This window comes from Paenibacillus favisporus (assembly GCF_040545415.1).
Classification (GTDB): domain Bacteria; phylum Bacillota; class Bacilli; order Paenibacillales; family Paenibacillaceae; genus Paenibacillus_AQ; species Paenibacillus_AQ favisporus.
The window spans coordinates 838,675-857,576 of the sequence record NZ_JBEPLV010000001.1; the positions used below are offsets into that span (position 1 = coordinate 838,675).

15 protein-coding genes are annotated in these 18,902 nt (G+C 56.5%); all 15 read left to right on the forward strand.

The features are described 5' to 3' along the window. The first annotated feature begins 13 nt into the window (after positions 1 to 13). Complete coding sequence (locus ABID47_RS04045; protein WP_116229839.1) at positions 14 to 784, forward strand: ABC transporter ATP-binding protein; 771 nt, start codon at positions 14 to 16, stop codon at positions 782 to 784. A gap of 89 nt (positions 785 to 873) precedes the next feature. Continuing rightward, positions 874 to 1,656, forward strand: a complete 783-nt coding sequence (locus ABID47_RS04050; protein WP_260986845.1) for an ABC transporter permease — start codon at positions 874 to 876, stop codon at positions 1,654 to 1,656. Positions 1,657 to 1,880: 224 nt separating this feature from the next. Continuing rightward, complete coding sequence (locus ABID47_RS04055; RefSeq protein WP_354495000.1) at positions 1,881 to 2,858, forward strand: aromatic acid exporter family protein; 978 nt, start codon at positions 1,881 to 1,883, stop codon at positions 2,856 to 2,858. Between the two features lie 265 nt (positions 2,859 to 3,123). Beyond that, entirely contained in the window at positions 3,124 to 3,684 is a 561-nt protein-coding gene (locus tag ABID47_RS04060) for an outer spore coat protein CotE (protein WP_116229842.1), read from the forward strand. 115 nt (positions 3,685 to 3,799) lie between these two features. Further along, positions 3,800 to 5,059, forward strand: a complete 1,260-nt coding sequence (locus ABID47_RS04065; protein WP_354495001.1) for a putative amidoligase domain-containing protein — start codon at positions 3,800 to 3,802, stop codon at positions 5,057 to 5,059. 63 nt (positions 5,060 to 5,122) lie between these two features. Continuing rightward, positions 5,123 to 7,894 (forward strand): DNA mismatch repair protein MutS, encoded by a 2,772-nt coding sequence (gene mutS / locus ABID47_RS04070; RefSeq protein WP_354495002.1) that lies wholly within the window; start codon positions 5,123 to 5,125, stop codon positions 7,892 to 7,894. Between the two features lie 56 nt (positions 7,895 to 7,950). Further along, a complete protein-coding gene (gene mutL, locus ABID47_RS04075; RefSeq protein ID WP_354495003.1) occupies positions 7,951 to 10,056 on the forward strand; it encodes a DNA mismatch repair endonuclease MutL in 2,106 nt (701 codons plus the stop codon). Between the two features lie 138 nt (positions 10,057 to 10,194). After that, positions 10,195 to 10,986, forward strand: a complete 792-nt coding sequence (locus ABID47_RS04080) for a class I SAM-dependent methyltransferase (protein ID WP_354495004.1) — start codon at positions 10,195 to 10,197, stop codon at positions 10,984 to 10,986. Continuing rightward, positions 10,976 to 11,956 (forward strand): tRNA (adenosine(37)-N6)-dimethylallyltransferase MiaA, encoded by a 981-nt coding sequence (miaA, locus tag ABID47_RS04085; RefSeq protein ID WP_354495709.1) that lies wholly within the window; start codon positions 10,976 to 10,978, stop codon positions 11,954 to 11,956. The genes ABID47_RS04080 and miaA overlap by 11 nt, the downstream gene beginning before the upstream one ends. A gap of 19 nt (positions 11,957 to 11,975) precedes the next feature. Next, the gene (gene hfq / locus ABID47_RS04090) at positions 11,976 to 12,215 is read left to right on the forward strand and encodes an RNA chaperone Hfq (RefSeq protein ID WP_076171204.1); all 240 of its coding nucleotides are present in this window, start codon (positions 11,976 to 11,978) and stop codon (positions 12,213 to 12,215) included. 190 nt (positions 12,216 to 12,405) lie between these two features. Beyond that, complete coding sequence (locus ABID47_RS04095) at positions 12,406 to 15,105, forward strand: PBP1A family penicillin-binding protein (protein WP_354495005.1); 2,700 nt, start codon at positions 12,406 to 12,408, stop codon at positions 15,103 to 15,105. A 140-nt stretch (positions 15,106 to 15,245) separates the two neighbouring features. After that, entirely contained in the window at positions 15,246 to 15,803 is a 558-nt protein-coding gene (locus ABID47_RS04100) for a ribonuclease FAU-1 family protein (RefSeq protein ID WP_116229848.1), read from the forward strand. Beyond that, on the forward strand, positions 15,800 to 16,456 hold the full coding sequence (locus ABID47_RS04105) for a YdcF family protein (RefSeq protein ID WP_354495006.1): 657 nt from the start codon (positions 15,800 to 15,802) through the stop codon (positions 16,454 to 16,456). Before ABID47_RS04100 ends, ABID47_RS04105 begins: the two co-directional genes overlap by 4 nt. Positions 16,457 to 16,540: 84 nt before the next feature. Further along, positions 16,541 to 17,539, forward strand: a complete 999-nt coding sequence (locus ABID47_RS04110) for an AAA family ATPase (RefSeq protein ID WP_116229850.1) — start codon at positions 16,541 to 16,543, stop codon at positions 17,537 to 17,539. A gap of 48 nt (positions 17,540 to 17,587) precedes the next feature. Beyond that, positions 17,588 to 18,892 carry a GTPase HflX gene (hflX, locus tag ABID47_RS04115; RefSeq protein ID WP_354495007.1) on the forward strand — a complete coding sequence of 435 codons (1,305 nt, stop codon included), beginning with the start codon at positions 17,588 to 17,590 and terminating at the stop codon, positions 18,890 to 18,892. Positions 18,893 to 18,902 lie beyond the last annotated feature (10 nt).

Sequence of the window (18,902 nt, forward strand, 5' to 3'; positions counted from 1 at the left end):
GGAGATCGTGCGCATGGAGCCGGTAGTCGAACTTAAAAATTTGACGCATGTATACGTTAACGACCGGGAAGCTTCGCTTGCTGTCGAAGGACTGAATCTGACGGTACATCCCGGAGAGTTCATCAGCCTGGTCGGACCGAGCGGATGCGGAAAAACGACGATTCTGTCCATGATCGCCGGGCTCTTGCATCCGACGAACGGCGAGGTGCTTGTCTATGGGCGGAAGGTGGAGGGGCCTTCCCCGGATGTCGGGTATATGCTGCAGCAGGATTATTTGTTCCCTTGGCGCACAATCCTTCAAAACGCGGCCATCGGGCTTGAGGTAACCGGGCGCCTGCAGCGGGAATCGATGGATCACCTGACGCAGCTGCTTGACGAGATGGGGCTGGAAGGAACGGGGAGCCTGTACCCGCAGCAGCTGTCGGGTGGGATGAGGCAGCGGGTTGCCCTGGTACGGACGCTGTCGACCGATCCCGGACTGCTGCTGCTCGATGAGCCCTTCTCGGCGCTTGACTATCAGACCAAACTGCAGCTTGAAGATTTAATTGCCGGGACGCTGCGGGAAAAGAACAAAACGGCAATTCTGGTCACGCACGATTTATCCGAGGCCGTGGCCGTCAGCGACCGGGTCGTTCTGCTGGGTAAAAATCCCGGCCGAATCCGCCGTACCTTTGAAGTGCCCGTACACATCCGGGAGACACAGCCTTTCTATGCCAGAAAGGAGGAAGGTTTCAATGAATTGTTTCACGAAATCTGGCGCGAGATGGAGTCGGAGGAAGACTGATAAACGGAAGAAGGGAGGCGGCGCGTGTGAACAGCGTGCTTAGATCGGATGAAGTGATCCAGAGGGACCGGGGTTCCAGCCTCGATGCTCTGCATACAGCTCATTTGCGCCGCCGGCGCAAGCTGCGGGCTCAGGTGCTATCCGTGCAGATGGCCATTCTTGTGCTGTTCTTTGCCTTATGGGAAGTCGCCGGACGTTTGAAATGGATCGACGTGCTGCTGTTCAGCTATCCGAGCAAAGTGTTTGCGCAAATTTGGAAGGATGCGGTCAGCGGAGAGCTGTGGGGACATTTGGGCGTGACGGTGGGCGAGACGGTCGTCGGATTTTTGCTGGGAACGATCGTGGGGACGCTGCTGGCTGTCTTAATCTGGTGGTCGCCGTTTCTTTCAAAAGTGCTGGATCCATATATGGTCGTGTTCAACAGCATGCCCAAGGTGGCGCTCGGTCCGATCTTCATCGTGATGTTCGGCGCAGGCTTTATGGCCATCACCATTACGACGCTGTCGATTACCGTTATTGTGACAACGCTGGTCGTTTACAACGCATTTAAGGAAGTGGACCCGAATCTGGTCAAGGTCGTCCGCACGTTTGGCGGAACCCGGAGGCAGATATTCAACCAGGTCATCCTCCCGGCGTCGTTTCCAACCATCATTTCCACGCTGAAAGTCAATGTGGGCATGGCATGGGTCGGCGTGATCGTCGGCGAGTTTCTTGTCGCAAAAATAGGTCTCGGTTATTTGATCATTTACGGGTTCCAGGTGTTCAACTTTACGCTGGTACTTGCCAGCCTGATGATCATCGCGGTCGTCGCCACGGCTATGTACCAGCTGGTCGTTTATATTGAAAGAAAGCTGCTTGCGCATCGGCAGTAGGGAGCAGCCTTGAAGGGCCGGAACTGCGGGGACGGGAAAGAGAAGATAGGTGCGGATATACTTGCTATGGTATAGAGCCTTTGCCCTTTCCCGGACCGCAGCCTCACCGGCTTTTGATTAACATTGAATGTATTTCTGAAAATTTCATACCCATGTCACGTTGTGTGAAGCATCAAAATCAAGTACCATGAAATACGTCAACATGTATAGAGAGAGGCGGTTTCATGGGTTTTCGTATTATTAAAACGGCTATTGCAACGCTGATGGCGATTCTGGTCTCGGATGCCTGCGGCGTGACGGGACCACTGTCGGCGGGGATCCTGGCCGTGCTCGGGGTCGATGTGACGCGAAAAAGGAGCCTGAAGACGGTATCCGCACGTTTTTTCGCCTCGCTGCTGGGACTGTTTTTTGCCTGCATTTTATTTGAACTGCTTGGTTTCCATTACTGGGTGCTCGCGATATATATTTTGATCGCCTTTCCGGCCATCACCCGAGCGAACTTCAAGGAAGGCATCGTTACCAGCTCGGTCGTAGTGTTCCGGGTGTTTGGCAGTGCGGAAGTCAGCACGGATGTCATCGTGACGCAAATTGAGCTGCTCGTGATCGGGCTTGGCTCGGCCATGCTCGTCAACATGGTGTACATGCCCCCGGCTTCAGAGCAAATGACGTCGATCCGCAGGCGGGTGGATGAGCAGTTTTCGAAAATCTTCAGACAGATCGCACTAACCCTTCGCGACCCTTCCTACGTATGGGACGGGCATGAACTCATCGCCGCGGGAAAAGCGATTCAGAGCGGCAAGGAAGCCGCTAGCCGGGAGATGGAAAACCAGGTGCTGCACCCTGACGAGTCGTGGACCATCTATTTTTATATGAGAAAAGAGCAGCTGGAATCGATCCAAAATATGCTGCAGCTCATTTCCCACGTCTATCAGAAGCTCCCGCAGGCGGATGACGTAGCCGAGCTGTTCGAACAGCTCAGCCGGGACGTTACGGAGGAAAACTACACGGGACGCACGGAGAAGCTGCTGGTCGACCTCGAGAAGGAATTTAAGGGAATGGAGCTTCCGGCGACGCGGGAGGAGTTTGAAGTCAGATCGGCCATTTTGCAGCTGATACGTGAGCTGGGACAATATTTGAAAATCGCGAAAAAAAATAAGACGCCGGCACCTGGCAAGTTACGAAAACCCTCTGCCGGGTCCTGAAAACGCAAAGAAACCCCTTGGCAGCTGCCAAGGGGTTTTTATACAATGAAAGCCGCATAAAGTAGAGTGACGTAAAGTTTCAGACTAGATTAAAAGGGCCGTAAAATCCAGGCCAGCCAAGGTATTTCGGCGCTCGCGTCATAGCATTATTCCTATTCTAGCCGGGCGATCACAATAATATTTCAATCATTTATGCTCGTTTAATCAACAAATGCCTATGTCCTGCATACACTTAAGTGAATGATTGTATGGAGGAGGTTCAAAGATGTCATTAAGCGATAAACATCAATGTAGAGAGATCATCACGAAAGCGATCTGCGGCAAGGGTCGTAAGTTCTCTACCGTAACACATACCGTGACTCCGCCTCATAATCCTACCAGTATTTTGGGGGCATGGATTATAAACCATCAGTACGAAGCGGTTGCCGCAGGCGACGGAATTGAAGTTATTGGTACTTACGATTGCAACATCTGGTATTCCTACGACAAAAACTCCCAAACTGACGTTGCCAAAGAAACGGTATCTTATGTAGAATTCGTACCGCTGTCTTACCTGGATCCGAAACACCGGGCTTCAACCGTCGAAGTCTCTGCGGAGGCCACGCAGGAGCCGAGCTGCGTTGAAGCCAGTGTCTCTTCGGGAGGCGGCAATGTCATCATCCGCGTGGAGCGGGAATTCGCGGTCGAGCTCGTCGCCGAGACCAAGGTGCGTGTTTTGGTGTGCAGCCGCGGCCATGGCGACTATGACGACAAAGAGTTCGAGTTCGCCGGCGACGATGGGGACTATGAGGATCTCGATCCCGATTCCCTTGATGATGAGCTGTAATTCGTAGAGCAAGGAAAAGAGGTATGATGTACTATATGCCGGGAGAGCGGCGGCGAAGAGGGCGGATGCCCTCCTTTTTTTATTTTATTTTCAGCGGGTGAGGGGGGGGATGAGGGTGACAGAGGAGGAAAAAGAAGCCCGGTATGCCGGATGGCCCGACCGGGTTAAGCATGCCCGTCTGGTCCGTTCCGGCATCAGCTCCCTCCTGCTGCCGGAAGAGGACGCGGCTGCCCGGGAATCCGCCCGATACCGGCGAAGATACGCCGTTAACGTCGCTTGCCTGCAAGCCGTTGACTTGAAGCGCGTCGAGGGAAGCGCAGACGGCTTGCGTGTTCCCCTCGGTTCGGCCCACGGGGGTGAGGCACCGCTCATCGGGCTGTATGCCCGCCTGGAGAAGGCGGCGGTGCGGGCCCTTTATGCGCTTGGTCTGGACTCGGGCGAAGTCGTGCTGGCTTCCTCCGGAGAGCGGAGGTTCGGCGTTGAGCGTGTCACGCCTTCCTCCGGAATCAAAGATCCGCGCATCAAGGCGCGTTATGACCGGGCGGAGACGGAGCTTGCCCGCCGGCTGCGGCGGGAAGAGGAGGAGGGGATCCGCCTCGTGATGGGCATGGATCCGGAGTTTGTGCTTGTGGATGCGGGCAGCAACGAGATGGTTCCCGCATCCCGGTTTTTGGACCGGGAGGGGGAGGTCGGCTGCGACGCCGTCCACGGCGAGGGCTTTACGACCTTCCCCATCGCCGAGCTTCGCCCGGATCCAAGCGGGGACCCCACCGGTCTGCTCAAGCGCCTGATGTTCACGATGCAGGCCGCCGGCCGGATGATCGGGGACCGGTCGCTCATCTGGCAGGCGGGGGGCATGCCCAGACCCGGTTTGCCGCTCGGCGGGCATCTGCATTTCAGCGGCATCGTGCTTACCCCGGAGCTGCTGCGGGCGCTGGATAACTACCTAACGCTGCCCGTCTCGCTGCTCGAAGACGAGAACAGCCGGGCGCGGCGGCCCAAATACGGCTATTTGGGCGACTTTCGCCGCCAGCCGCACGGCGGCTTCGAATACCGCACACTGCCGAGCTTTCTCGTGTCCCCCTTGCTGGCCAAAGGGGTGGTATACCTCTCCTATTTGATCGTCAGCCATTACAGAGAGCTGAAAATGCGGCCGCTGGACGCCAGCGAGCGGGTGCACCGGGCGTATTACCGGGGTGACCGCGAGGTGATGAAGCCAGCTGTTCGGCCGCTGCTCAGAGAGATCCGGCAGCTGCCGGATTACGGCAATTACGCCGGCTCTATCGAACCGCTCTTTGCGCATATCGAGCGGGGAACAACGTGGAACGAGAGCAGGGATATCCGGCCGCTGTGGAACATTCCGGTCGAACCTTGATTCCCGCCCACTTACTTTCTGTTATAATAGGGCGTGAGCACAAGTGAAGTCTGGAGGTACCTCATGGCCAAGTATACGCCAATGATTGAACAATATTTGGAAATCAAGCAGCAAGCCCAGGATGCGTTTTTGTTTTTCCGCCTGGGCGATTTTTACGAAATGTTTTTCGAGGACGCCTTAAAAGCCTCCCGGGAACTGGAAATTACGTTAACCGGCCGGGAAGGCGGCGGGGACGAAAAAATCCCGATGTGCGGGGTTCCCTACCATTCGGCTGAGAGTTACATACAGCGGCTGATCGAGAAGGGCTACAAAGTGGCCATTTGCGAGCAGCTGGAAGACCCGGCGGTGACCAAAGGCATGGTCAAGCGCGGCATCGTCCGCGTCGTGACGCCGGGGACGATCATGGAAGGCAAAAACGTAGCCGACAAATCCAACAATTATTTGGTATGCGTGACCGAGACCGACCGCATGATGTCGCTGGCGGCCTGCGATCTGACGACAGGCGAGCTGTACGTGACTTCCATGCCCGCATCCGTGGAGTGGTTGCGCGACGAAATCGGCATCTACGAACCGGCGGAAGTGATCGGCGACCCGAAGATGCTGGATTTGATCAAGGCGGAACAGCTCCAGTGGAGCCGGCCGGTCGTCTACACGTCATGGGAAAAAAGGGAGGAGCAGACGGTCCGCGCGCAGTTCGGCGAATCGGCCTGGGCCCGGCTCGATCCGGAGCGGCAGGCATGCGTGGCCGTGCTTATTTCGTACCTGAGCGAGACGCAGCGGCGTTCGCTCGGCCAGCTGACGCAAATTTCGCCCTATGAACCCGGCCATTACATGATTCTCGATCCGTTCACGCGGCGAAACCTGGAGCTCGTCGAGACGGTGCGCGACCGATCCAAGAAAGGGTCGCTGCTCTGGCTGCTGGACCGGACCGAAACGTCGATGGGGGCCCGGCTGCTGCGCAGATGGATCGACAAGCCTCTTCTGCACCGCGGGCCGATCGAAGAGCGCCTGGAAGCCGTGGAGCATCTCTACAACCAGTTTATCCTGCGAGAAGACCTGCGGGCTGCGCTGAAAGACATTTACGATCTGGAGCGGCTGGTCGCAAGAATCGCTTTCGGCAATGCGAACGGGCGGGACCTGAACGCCCTCAAGCTGTCGCTGGCGCAAATTCCTTCCTTGAAGGAACTGTGCGCGTCGTCGGCGTCTTCCACCCTACGGAAGCTGGCGGCGGAGATGGACGAATGCCGCGATCTTTATGAAGCGATCGACGCGGCGATCGTCGATGATCCGCCCGTATCTGTGCGGGACGGCGGCTTGATCAAGCCGGGCTATCACGATCACCTGGACGAGCTCAGAGAAGCCAGCGTGAACGGCAAACGCTGGATCGCCGAGCTTGAGGCCAAGGAGCGTGAAGCGACGGGCATCCGCTCGCTGAAGGTCGGATTCAACAAAGTGTTCGGGTATTACATTGAAGTGACCAAATCGAATTTGGGCACCCTGCCGGAAGGCCGGTACGAACGGAAGCAGACGCTGGCCAATGCCGAGCGGTTCGTAACGCCGGAATTGAAGGAGAAAGAGGGGCTCATTCTCGAAGCCCAGGACAAAATGGTGGACCTCGAATATTCCCTCTTCAGCGGACTGAGGGACCGGCTGAGCGCGGAAATCCCGCGGCTGCAGGCACTCGCCGAGAAGGTTGCCGTCACCGACGTCTATCAGTCGCTGGCAGCCGTCAGCGCGGAGCAGGGCTTTGTGAAGCCCAAGCTGACCGAAGGTTATGACCTGGTCGTAGAGAACGGGCGCCATCCGGTGGTCGAGGCGGTGATGAAGGACGCCTCCTTCATTGCCAATGGGACCCGGCTGACCCGGGAGGAAGCGGCGATTCTGCTCATTACCGGGCCGAATATGGCCGGAAAGAGTACGTATATGCGGCAGGTGGCGCTGATCTCGATCATGGCGCAAATCGGGTGTTTCGTGCCGGCCAAGGCGGCGGAAATTCCGCTCGTTGACCGGATCTTTACCCGGATCGGAGCGGCGGATGACCTGATCGGCGGCCAGAGCACGTTCATGGTGGAAATGGCCGACATTCAGGTCATGACCGAAAAAGCGACGCCGCGCAGCTTGATCATTATCGACGAGCTGGGCCGGGGCACGTCGACCAGCGAAGGCATGGCCATCGCCCAGGCGGTGATCGAATATGTCCATGATACGATCGGCTGCAAGGCGCTCGTATCGACCCATTTTCACGAGCTTGCGCATTTGGAGGACAGCCTGCAGAGCCTGCGCAATTACTCCATGGCGGTGCAGGAGAGCGGCGACAAGGTTCACTTCCTGCGGAAGCTGATCGCCGGGCCTGCAGGCAGCAGCTACGGCATCTACTGCGCCCGGCTGGCCGGACTGCCGTCGTCCATTATAGGACGGGCATACACGCTGCTGCAGGGCCTTGAGGAAAGCGCAGCCCAGACGGCTGCAGCCGCAGAAGCGACCAAGGCTGAACCGCCTGTACAGCTCAGGGAGCGGGCGGATGCTGGCGAATGGGAACGTTCGCTGACGGATACGGAAGCAGGGCACGCCGAACCGGCCGTCGGAGCTCCTGTTCAGGAGCCGGCTTCAGGCCGGGGAGAGTCAAACGTTGCGGAAGTCGTACAGCTCTCGATCTTCGGGGATGAGGAGCTGGAGCCGGTGAAGCGAAGCGCTGCCGCTCCTGAACCGCAGCCGGTTAATCCAGCGGTAACGCAAATTTTGGAATCGGTGAAAAGCGCCGACGTCATGAACATGACTCCGCTGCAGGCCATGCAGCTGCTGAACGAGCTGAAAATGAAGGCAAAGGATCTGTAAACAAGTGGGACAAGGCCGATTGTCCGTTCATATCTTTTTTGAAATGGGGGAACGGTATGGCGAAAATTCGCGTTTTAGACGAGCACATAGCCAACCAGATAGCGGCCGGTGAAGTGGTTGAGCGTCCCGCCTCGGTTGTCAAAGAACTGGTGGAGAACGCCATTGATGCCGGAAGCTCTCGGATCGAGGTCACGGTAGAGGAGGGCGGGCTTGAAAGCATACGCGTAACCGACGACGGCTCGGGGATCGAACCGGAAGACGTTAGCACCGCCTTTTACCGCCATGCGACGAGCAAAATCGAAAACAGCAGGGATCTGTTCAACATCACGAGCCTCGGGTTCCGCGGCGAGGCACTGCCGAGCATCGCCGCCGTGGCCAAAGTGGAATTGGTCACAGCGAGCGCCGATAACGGACTTGGGCGGCGAATCGTCATCGAAGGCGGCAGGCTCGTGACCGAAGAGGACACGGCGGCGCCGAAGGGAACCGACTTGACGGTCCGGGAGCTCTTCTACAACACGCCGGCCCGGTTGAAATATATGAAGACGATCCAGACGGAGCTGGGGCATATTTCCGATTACATGTACCGCATCGCCCTGTCGCATCCGGGGATCGCGATTACGCTGCGGCATAACGGAAACGTGCTGCTGCAGACCGTCGGGAACGGGGATCTGCTGCAGGTGGTCGCCGCCATATACGGCCGGCAGGCCGCCAAGGCGCTGCTGCCGATTCATGCGGAGAACCTGGATTTTACGATCGACGGGTACGTCAGCCGTCCGGATTGGACCCGTTCGAACCGGAACGGGATCTCGATCATCGTCAACGGGCGATACATCCGCAGCTACGGCCTGAATCAGGCCATTCAACGGGCGTACCATACGCTGCTGCCGATCAACCGCTACCCGCTCGCCGTCCTGGAAGTCAAGATGCATCCGTCCCTGGTGGACGTCAACGTGCATCCGGCCAAGCTGGAGGTGCGCTTCAGCAAAGAGCAGGAGCTGTTCCCGTTCGTGGAGAGCAGCATCCATCAGGTGCTCCGGCAGGAAGTGCTCATTCCGCAGCCGGTTAAGCAGAGCATCGGCGATAAGGATAAAGGATCGTTTATCCAGGAGCAGTTTCACTTCTCCAAAAGCCCTGCCTCGCAGGCCGGACCGATGGACGGGCTCATGGACGGCCGGGAAGCCCCGTTGCCGCAGGACCCCAGCCCAGCCGGCCACACCGGAAATTCGGACGCTAGCGGCTCCCTCAATCCGGTGAGCGCATCCGGCAGCCAGCCGGTGAAGTCTCCTCTGGCCGCCGGAGCGGAAGGCGCCGGCACGGGCTTCTCCGGCCCGCGTGCACAGGCGCCGGCGCAGCAAGGCTATTCCGGTCAAAGCAGCCCGAATGCAGGAAGCGTGCGCAAGCCCGATGAAGCCGCCTATACGCAGCAAAAGCTTCCGTATTCTGCGCGCGAAACGGTTCGCGAAAATACGATTCCCGGCTACCGGCTGAACTTGTCGCAGAGCGGGCGGGTATCGCAGAGCTCGAATCCGGCGCTGGCGAGCCGGCTGCTGGCGGGCACAGAGGCGCCGCCCGAAATTCCGCCTTTTCCGGAGCTGACGCTGATCGGCCAGCATCACGGGACGTACCTGATCGCCCAAAACGCGGACGGGCTGTTCCTGATCGACCAGCACGCAGCGCATGAGCGAATCAATTACGAATTCTATTACGAGAAATTCGGCCGTCCGGCCGATGCTTCCCAGGAGCTGCTGCTGCCGATCACGCTGGAGTTTACGCCGTCGGAGTCGGAGCAGCTGACGCAGAAACTGCACTGGTTCGAGCAGGTCGGCGTATATCTGGAGCATTTCGGCGGGCAGACCTTCCGCGTGGTTTCCCATCCATACTGGTTCCCTAAAGGGGAGGAGAAAGCGCTGATCGAAGAGATGGCCGAATGGGTGCTCAGCGAGCGCAGCATCGACTTGGCCAAGCTCCGCGAGACGTCGTCCATTCTTTGCTCCTGCAAAGCTTCAATCAAGGCGAACCAGAAGCTGACCGAGCAGGAAGCGACGACGCTGCTGGACCGCCTTGCGGCATGCCGGCAGCCTTATACCTGCCCTCACGGGCGGCCGATCGTCGTTTCCTTTTCGACCTATGACCTGGAAAAGCTGTTTAAGCGCGTTATGTAACGCGGCAGGCGGTTCAACACAACGGGCAGCGGAAAGTGACGGAGAGGAACGGTTCATAAAACGAATTAAGGTGTATAACTAAACCAACAGCGCATTTGCTTGGCTGGTGCCCGATTTTATACAGGATTGGAGATTGTCATGATTATTACGACGGGGGATAAAGCGGCTGAATCGATCGTAGGCAGAGCGGTCGCCCTGGCCAACGAGACGGGGGGCAAATATGTCCCGAGAAGCCACACCCCATTAACGAGAATGGCCAAAATGCACGGCGATGACGAAATCATCGTCGTGCTGGACGGCGGAGCGAGGCTTGTCAGGCCGGGAAGTCCGCCGATGGAGTTTCATCCCAGCATGGGCTTTGTCCGCGCCAAGCGGCTGCTCAAGGGCGAGAGCGACCCGATGCTGGACGCGGCGTCGATGACTGCGGGGGACACGGTGCTCGACTGTACGGCCGGCCTCGGGTCGGATTCGCTCGTCTTTGCGGTCCAAGGAGGGTCCGGCGCGCATGTCACCGCGGTTGAAAGCTCGCCGGCCCTGGCGGCGATGCTTGCCGAAGGGCTGGCTCACTACCGTTCCGGCCTGGCTGAGGTGGATGACGCCATGCGCCGGATCCGGGTAGCCTGCGGCCATCATCTGGACGTGCTGCGCAAGCAGCCGGACAACAGCGTGGACATCGTATACTTCGACCCGATGTTCCGCGAGCCGCTGATGGATTCTTCGTCCATCAGCCCGCTGCGCGGGTTTGCCAACAGCGACCCGCTGCAGCCGGAGAGCATCCGCGAAGCCGTCCGGGTTGCTCGCAAGACCGTTGTGCTGAAGGAGAAACAAGGCAGCGGCGAGTTTGCCCGTCTCGGCTTCGTGCCGATCGACCGGCCGCATTCAAAAATTTCGTATGGAGTGATATGTGTTGACCGACCGCTTGACAACTGAGACGAAGCCGCGGCTTCTGGTGCTGATCGGCCCCACCGCCGTCGGCAAAACCAAAATGAGCATCGAGATCGCCAAGGCGCTGGGCTGCGAGATCATCTCCGGGGATTCCATGCAGGTCTACCGCCAAATGGACATCGGAACCGCCAAAATTACCAAAGAAGAGATGCAGGGCATCCCGCATCATCTGATCGACATACACGAGCCGGACGAGTCCTACTCGGTCGCCGAGTTTCAGGAAGAATGTTCCCGGCTGATCGCGGATATCCATGCCAGGGGCAAGCTGCCTTTTATCGTCGGGGGGACCGGTCTGTATGTGGAATCGGTGTGCTACGGTTTTCAGTTTGCCGAAGCGGGAGAGGACAAGGCGTTCAGGCAGGAACAGGCCGACTATGCGGAGCGTTACGGTGCCGAGGCACTTCATGCCAGGCTGGCGGAAGTCGACCCGGAGAGCGCCCTGAGGCTGCATCCCCATGACCAAAGGCGCATTATCCGGGCGCTTGAGATCTATCATTTGACGGGTATCCCTCTTTCGGCCCAGTTGAAGAGCCAAACCCGGGAATCACCGTATCAATTATGCCTGGTCGGTTTGACAATGGATAGGCAAATGCTATATAAACGTATTGAAGCCCGTATCGATGAGATGCTGGAGCAGGGTTTGGTAGAAGAGGTTTCTTCTCTGCTGGATAAGGGCTACGGACCGGATCTGGTCTCGATGCAGGGACTGGGTTACAAACAGATCATCTCATATTTGCAGGGTGAAGCTACCCTGGAAGAGGCTGTTGCCATTTTGAAGAGAGATACGCGCAGGTTTGCCAAACGCCAGCTGTCCTGGTTCCGCCACATGAAGGAAATCCAGTGGGTGGACGTCACGGACACGGGAAATTTTCTCGCGAATTTCGCCGCAATCCGTGATATAATAGCAGGAAAGTTTCTCTTAAATCTTGAATATACTTCAAAACAATCTAATTGAATCGTTGGGGGTACGGCTAATGAACAAATCCATCAATATCCAAGATACATTTTTAAACCAGCTTCGCAAAGAAAACATCCCTGTCACCATTTTTCTTGTGAACGGATTTCAAATCAGAGGCTTAATCAAGGCGTTTGACAACTTCACCGTCGTGGTGGATACGGACGGCAAGCAGCAAATGCTGTTCAAGCATGCGATTTCAACGGTTACGCCTCAACGCAATGTATCCCTGATGCAGGAAACCCAGAACGAGGTATAATTTAACAGGACAAGCCTCATAGCTGAAACTTTTTCAAATGACTTTCGTTAAAGAGTATAGGATGGCGGGGATGCGGATAAATCCGTTATAGACGTTCATTCTGTAAGCATAGGAAATGGAGCGGAGCAACCTGCAAGGGTTGTTCTTTTCATTCCGAGCTTAGAAATCAAAAGGGAGTCAGGAGGGTACCATGGACAACAACAAGCTGTCGAGGTCTGATAGAAACAAAGAACAGCCCAAGACAATGAAAAAGACAACCAAGAATAAGAAGAAAAAAATATCCGGAAAGCGCGTGTTTTGGACGTTATTTTTCACCTGTGCATTTGCTATCTTCTGTGCGCTTGCCGGATATTTGTATATTACGGTCAACGGGGAGCGCCTGCTGCAGGCGAACAAGGATAAGCTGACCGTACACGAAACATCCAAGGTATTCGACCGCAACGGCAATCTGATGGGTGAGCTGTCCCTGCAGAAGAGCGATCCGGTCCAGAGCGAGGATATTCCGAAGCTGCTGAAGGAGGCTTTTGTGGCGACAGAGGACAAACGCTTCTATGAGCACAGCGGCGTCGATCTGTGGTCGATCGGCCGGGCGGCCGTCAAGGACGTCATCGCCAGATCGAAGGTCGAAGGCGGCAGTACCATTACGCAGCAGCTCGCCAAAAACATTTTTCTGACCCGGGACAAAACGTTCTTCCGGAAGGCGACCGAGGTGTCCATCGCCATGGCGCTGGAACGGAACATGAACAAGGACGACATCATTACGATGTATTTGAACCGTATTCCGTTCGGCGGGCAGATTTATGGCATTAAAGAAGCATCAAAGTATTATTTCGGCAAAAGCAATTTGAATGATTTGAAATTGTGGGAGATGGCCACCCTGGCGGCCATGCCGAAGGGTCCTTCGAAATACAACCCGGTGCGCAATCCGGACTTGTCCATGCAGCGCCGCGCCGTCGTGCTGAACCTGATGGCCCAGGAAGGGTACATCACGCAGGAAGAGGCCGACGCCGCGAAAAAAGTCGAATATACGTATAAACCGCCGAAAAAACAGCAGCAGTACCAGAACTTCATGGACTACGTCATGAATGAGGCGGAAGAAGTCACCGGGCTCAGCGAAGACGATCTGAACATCGGCGGCTATAAAATTTATACGACGATGGACGCGAACGCCCAGAAAGTGCTGGAGAAAGAGTTTGCGGACGAATCGAACTTCGAGAAAAGCCCGGATGACCAGCCGGTGCAGGGCTCCATGGTCATCATGAACCAGGAGTCTGGAGCGCTTGTCGCCCTGCTCGGCGGACGGGATTATACGCGCGGCGGCTACAGCCGCGTCACGAACAGCCGCAGGCAGCCGGGGTCGGCCTTTAAGCCGATCGTATCGTACGCGCCTGCGCTGGAAAGCGGCAAGTTCGATATGTACTCGTCGCTCAGCAACAAGAAGCAGTGCTTCGGCAGCTACTGCCCAGGCAACCTGCACGGATACTCGGATACGATCGGCATGGCCGAAGCGATCCAGAAATCCGAGAACATTCCGGCTGTATGGCTGCTGAACCAAATCGGGGTAAATACCGGCTTCAAATTCGCGGAATCCCTCGGCATTCAGCTGACCGAAGATGACAAGAACCTTGCGATGGCGCTCGGCGGTATCAGCAAGGGAACGAACACGCTGGAAATGGCCCAGGCCTACAGCGCCTTTGCCAACGGCGGCAAGATGAACGAGGCGTATTCGATCAAGAAGATCGTCGACAGCGACGAAAAGCCGGTTTATGAGCATAAAGACAGCGCCAAGAAAGTCATGAGCGAAAATACCGCATACCAAATGACCGAAATGATGAAAAAGGTCGTTGAAGACGGTACGGGCCGGAAAGCCAGAATCGACCGTCCGGTAGCAGGTAAGACAGGCACAACGCAAAGCGGTTATACCGGTGTCAAATCGAACCGCGACGTATGGTTCGTCGGCTACACGCCGGAACTGACCGCTGCGGTTTGGATGGGCTATGACAAGCCGGACAAAACGCATCTGCTGCACAACAGCAGTCCGCTGGCGGCGGCCTTCTGGGGTAAGGTCATGGACCAGGTCGTGAAGGACTTCCCTCAGAAGGAGTTCCCGGTTCCGGACAACGTCAAAGATCAGGAGCCGGTGAAGGAACCGGAGCAGGATCAGAACCAGGGCCACGTAAGCGGCTTGAGCGCCGATTACAACATCGACACCCAGACGGTCACGCTGGGCTGGAATGGCGTGGATTCCGGTAACGCCCAGTATCGTATCTATCGTAAAGAATCGTCCGAAGCGAACTACTCGCTGATTCTGGATGGCGTAGCAGGCACGACGGCCCAGGATATGGGAGCACTGCCGGGTATGACGTACGAATACTATGTCACGGCATACTTCCCGGATTCGGGTACCGAGTCGGATCCGTCCAATACGGTGCAGATCACGATCGATACACCGCCTGACGAACAAACCCCGCCTGATCAGAACAACGGAGATAACGGTCAGGACGGAAACGGTAATCCGGATAACGGCAATACCGACAACGGCCAGGGCGGAGACAACGGCGATATGGGTAACGGAAATGGGAGCGATAACGGCAACAATGGAAATTGGAATGACGGCGGCCCGGGCAATAACGGCAATGGAAACGGCAACGGGAACGGCGGTTCCAATGGCAACAACGGCAATGGCCATGGAGGCGGCGCCAATAGCGGCAGCGACGGCTCTAGCGGGGATACAACCGGCGATAGCGGCACAGGTACGATAACCCCGCCTGAGAACGGCGGAACGACCGACAATGGCAGCAGTGACGGAACCGGAAGCACCGACGGAACGACCTTCCAAAACCCGGGTGATTCCAGTTCCGGCAGCACAGGAACCGTGACCACTCCGTAACCGAATAGAATAAGTTTTGTTTTAGACCCCTTTCATTTAGGGGTCTTTTTTTTGCTGTCCGCACATCTGTCAGGCAATATTTTGAGTGTGATTCCCAAATGTGATAAGCTGAAGACACCATATTGGAGAGGGAATTTTCCATGAAACGAAAATTTGGAGATCGAGCGAACTGGCGCCGGATTTCCCGCCGCCGCTTCGCCTGCCGTTATGTTGAGAGCGACGCATTCACAGGCTATATTACGCTGTACACGATTTACAACCTGAAAGAGCCGCTCTGGAAAAACTACGGAAATCACACCTACCGCATCGCGGATAAAGGATACTCGTGGCTGCAGTACTTTCCCCATAACAGCCATTATATTGTCACGGCAATGTTCGATGAGCGGAACGAAATCATCCAATGGTACATCGACACCTGCAAAACGCAGGGGGTCACGGAACAAGGCGTGCCTTGGTTTGACGATTTGTATCTGGATGTGGTCGTCCTTCGAAACGGAGAGGTGTTCCTGCTGGATGAGGACGAACTGGATGATGCGCTGACCCGTGGGGATATCACCAAGGAAGACTACCAATTGGCCATCTCAACGGCGAAGAACGTGATGAAAGCCATTGATGCGCATCAGTTTCCGTACTTCCTCATGTCCCTTGAGGACCGGAAGCGACTATTTGACAACGGTGAATTCCGGAGGAAGTCATGAACGCCCGCAGCGGGGGGCCGGTGGTCGTAACCAAGCGTAAGAGAATGTCCGTGCTTCGGAAGCTGCTGATTACCTTCGCCGTTCTGGTCCTGCTCGGACTGCTGTGGGTCGGGTATGCATGGCGGCTCATGAACGGGGCCCACAGCTCCGTACCCTCATCGGCAAGCGATGTCGGCATTATTCTCGGCGCATCGATGTGGGGGGACTCGCCGAGCCCCGGTCTCCGGGAACGCTTGGACGAAGGGCTCCGCCTCTATCAGGAAGGCAAGTTTCCGTATATTATCGTCACCGGCGGCCTGGACCGGGCGGATTACAAGTATACCGAAGCCGAAGGCATGCGGAATTACCTGGTGGACCACGGCGTGCCGGCATCGGCTATTATTCTGGAAAACAAGGCGACGAGTACCTATGAGAATTTGCTGTTCAGCCGGGAGATTATGAGAGAGCGGGGTTGGCAAAGCGCCGTCATCGTTACGCATCAATACCATGGCATGCGCTCATTGGACATTGCGAAATTTTTGGACTACACCCGACCGGCCCTTGGTTTAACAGAGTCCAGAACGCTGCAGATGAAGTATCACAAGCCGCGGGAAGTGCTGGCCTACACCAAATGGAAGCTGGATGAGCTGCTGCTGCTGACAGGCCTGAAATAGATGGGAAACTGCTAATAACGCCTGGGCAAGTAGAATACATTGAATAGAGAATACATCTCTGTAGATAAATGAGGTGATGGATGCATGAACGGGCGTATAGCGGCCGCGAACGGCCGGCCGGAGGGCAGGCCATCCAGACAAATCAATGTGATTTTGCGCAGCCAGGAGCCTCCTGTCGTCAGCAGTGCCGTTCCGGAGAAGGAACCGGTCTCTGCCCAGAAGAATACAGCTCAGCACAGCCTGTATCAGGAAATTCAAAAAGAGCTGGATCAGCTGGTAGGGCTGGACAGCATCAAGGATTTCGTGTTTGAAATTTACGCCATGCTCCAAATCGCCCATATGCGTCAGGAAGCGGGGCTGGCCAGCGGCGGACATGTATATCATATGGTGTTTAAAGGGAACCCCGGCACGGGTAAAACCACAGTAGCACGAATCATCGCCAAGCTGTTTCAAAAAATGGGTGTGCTGAGCAAAGGCCACCTGATCGAAGTGGAACGCGCCGACCTCGTCGGTGAGTATATTGGACATACCGCGCAGAAAACCAGGGACTTGGTCAAGAAAGCCCTTGGCGGCATTCTTTTTATCGATGAAGCGTACAGTCTGGCCAGAGGTGGCGAGAAGGATTTCGGCAAAGAGGCAATCGATACGCTGGTCAAGGCGATGGAAGACCACAAAAATCAGTTCATTCTGATTCTTGCCGGATATTCCGAGGAGATTGACTTTTTTCTGCAAACGAATCCGGGGCTGCCGTCGCGTTTTCCGATTCAGGTCGATTTCCCCGATTATACGATCGATCAGCTGATCCAGATCTCCGAGCTGATGGCCAAGGAGCGGGACTACATCCTGATGCCGCAGGCGATACTAAAATTGAGGCAGCACCTGATTCAGGAGAAAGGCGAAAGCGAGCACGCCTTCAGCAATGCGAGGTACGTGCGCAATACGATCGAGAAGTCCATCCGGAATCAGGCTGTGCGGCTGCTGAATCATTATGCGCACAGCAACCCGGGTAAGCTGGAGCTTATGACGCTCCGGACCGAGGATTTTAAGCTGGAAGCCAAAGGCGCGCCCGGCAGTTTGAACTGATCTTTATTTTGCAGCAATGGACGCTGAAGCGAAAAGGAGCAGATCATCATGGCAAACCAAACGTATGACACGAATCATGAAATTCCGGACCGGGCCGTACTGGTCAGCCTGGTGACCGACGAGGTGAAGAGATCCGGCATGAATACGGAGCACTCGCTTCAAGAGCTCGTCCGGCTGGCCGAGACGGCCGGCGTGGAAGTGCTGGAAATGCTTGTGCAGAACCGGGATGTGCCGGATGCGAGATGGTTTATCGGCAAGGGCAAGGTGGAAGAGCTGAAGCAGGCCCTGGAAATGCATGGCGGCAATACGGCCATCTTTGATCAGGAGCTCTCCGGCGCCCAGGTCCGGAACCTGGAAGAGGCCCTCGATGCCAAAATCATCGACCGCACCCAGCTTATCCTGGATATCTTCGCCCAGCGCGCCAAAACGCGCGAAGGGATTATCCAGGTGGAGCTGGCTCAGCTGACGTACCTGCTGCCACGGCTGTCTGGACACGGCAAAAACCTTTCCCGTCTCGGCGGGGGAATCGGGACGCGGGGGCCGGGGGAAAGCAAGCTGGAAACCGACCGCCGGCACATCCGCGGTCGGATCGGCGACCTGAAACGCCAGCTTGAAGAGGTTACCAAGCACCGGAAGCTGCACCGCGGCCGCAGGCAGAAGAGCGGGGTGGTCCAGGTCGCGCTGGTGGGCTACACGAACGCGGGCAAGTCAACGCTGCTCAAACAGCTGACCAACGCTGACGTCTATATCGAAAACCAGCTGTTTGCGACGCTGGATCCAACCTCGCGCATCATGAAGCTGCCCGGCGGCAGTGAAGTGATCCTGACCGACACGGTCGGCTTCATCCAGAACCTCCCGCATGACCTCATCGCCGCGTTCCGCGCCACGCTGGAGGAAGTGAATGAGGCTGATCTCGTGCTGCACGTTGTAGACGCATCGTCGGAGATGCGCGATGAACAAATGCGGGTGGTGGATTCCATTCTGGAAGAGCTGGGGGCGGCTGACAAGCCGCAGCTGATCCTTTTTAACAAAAAAGACGCCTGCACCCGGGAGCAGCTGGAGATGCTGCCGTCCGGGACGGGTTATTTAAAAATCAGCGCTTTTGCGGAAGGAGATCTGCTGGCCGTTCGCGAAGCAGTACAGACGAGGCTGACGGGAGATACATTAACCTTCCGCGTACCTGCCGGACGCGGTGATATATTGTCCCAGCTGCACCGGGTCGGCGAAGTGATTGGCCAGGATGCCGACAATGATGATATGATTTATACGGTGCAGGTGCACAAGCCTGACTATGAGAAGTACGGTTACATCGTAGAGAGCTTTAAAGAACAGGTCAGACCTTCTGACCAATGAGAAGTGAGGA

What these genes read in the sequence shown, in the direction of transcription:
- mutS (WP_354495002.1), top strand. Translation starts at nt 5,123, where the DNA reads ATGGCCAAGTATACGCCAATGATTGAACAATATTTGGAAATCAAGCAG.
- ABID47_RS04045 (WP_116229839.1), top strand. Translation starts at nt 14, where the DNA reads ATGGAGCCGGTAGTCGAACTTAAAAATTTGACGCATGTATACGTTAAC.
- ABID47_RS04055 (WP_354495000.1), top strand. Translation starts at nt 1,881, where the DNA reads ATGGGTTTTCGTATTATTAAAACGGCTATTGCAACGCTGATGGCGATT.
- ABID47_RS04060 (WP_116229842.1), top strand. Translation starts at nt 3,124, where the DNA reads ATGTCATTAAGCGATAAACATCAATGTAGAGAGATCATCACGAAAGCG.
- mutL (WP_354495003.1), top strand. Translation starts at nt 7,951, where the DNA reads ATGGCGAAAATTCGCGTTTTAGACGAGCACATAGCCAACCAGATAGCG.
- hfq (WP_076171204.1), top strand. Translation starts at nt 11,976, where the DNA reads ATGAACAAATCCATCAATATCCAAGATACATTTTTAAACCAGCTTCGC.
- ABID47_RS04100 (WP_116229848.1), top strand. Translation starts at nt 15,246, where the DNA reads ATGAAACGAAAATTTGGAGATCGAGCGAACTGGCGCCGGATTTCCCGC.
- ABID47_RS04080 (WP_354495004.1), top strand. Translation starts at nt 10,195, where the DNA reads ATGATTATTACGACGGGGGATAAAGCGGCTGAATCGATCGTAGGCAGA.
- ABID47_RS04095 (WP_354495005.1), top strand. Translation starts at nt 12,406, where the DNA reads ATGGACAACAACAAGCTGTCGAGGTCTGATAGAAACAAAGAACAGCCC.
- ABID47_RS04105 (WP_354495006.1), top strand. Translation starts at nt 15,800, where the DNA reads ATGAACGCCCGCAGCGGGGGGCCGGTGGTCGTAACCAAGCGTAAGAGA.
- hflX (WP_354495007.1), top strand. Translation starts at nt 17,588, where the DNA reads ATGGCAAACCAAACGTATGACACGAATCATGAAATTCCGGACCGGGCC.
- ABID47_RS04110 (WP_116229850.1), top strand. Translation starts at nt 16,541, where the DNA reads ATGAACGGGCGTATAGCGGCCGCGAACGGCCGGCCGGAGGGCAGGCCA.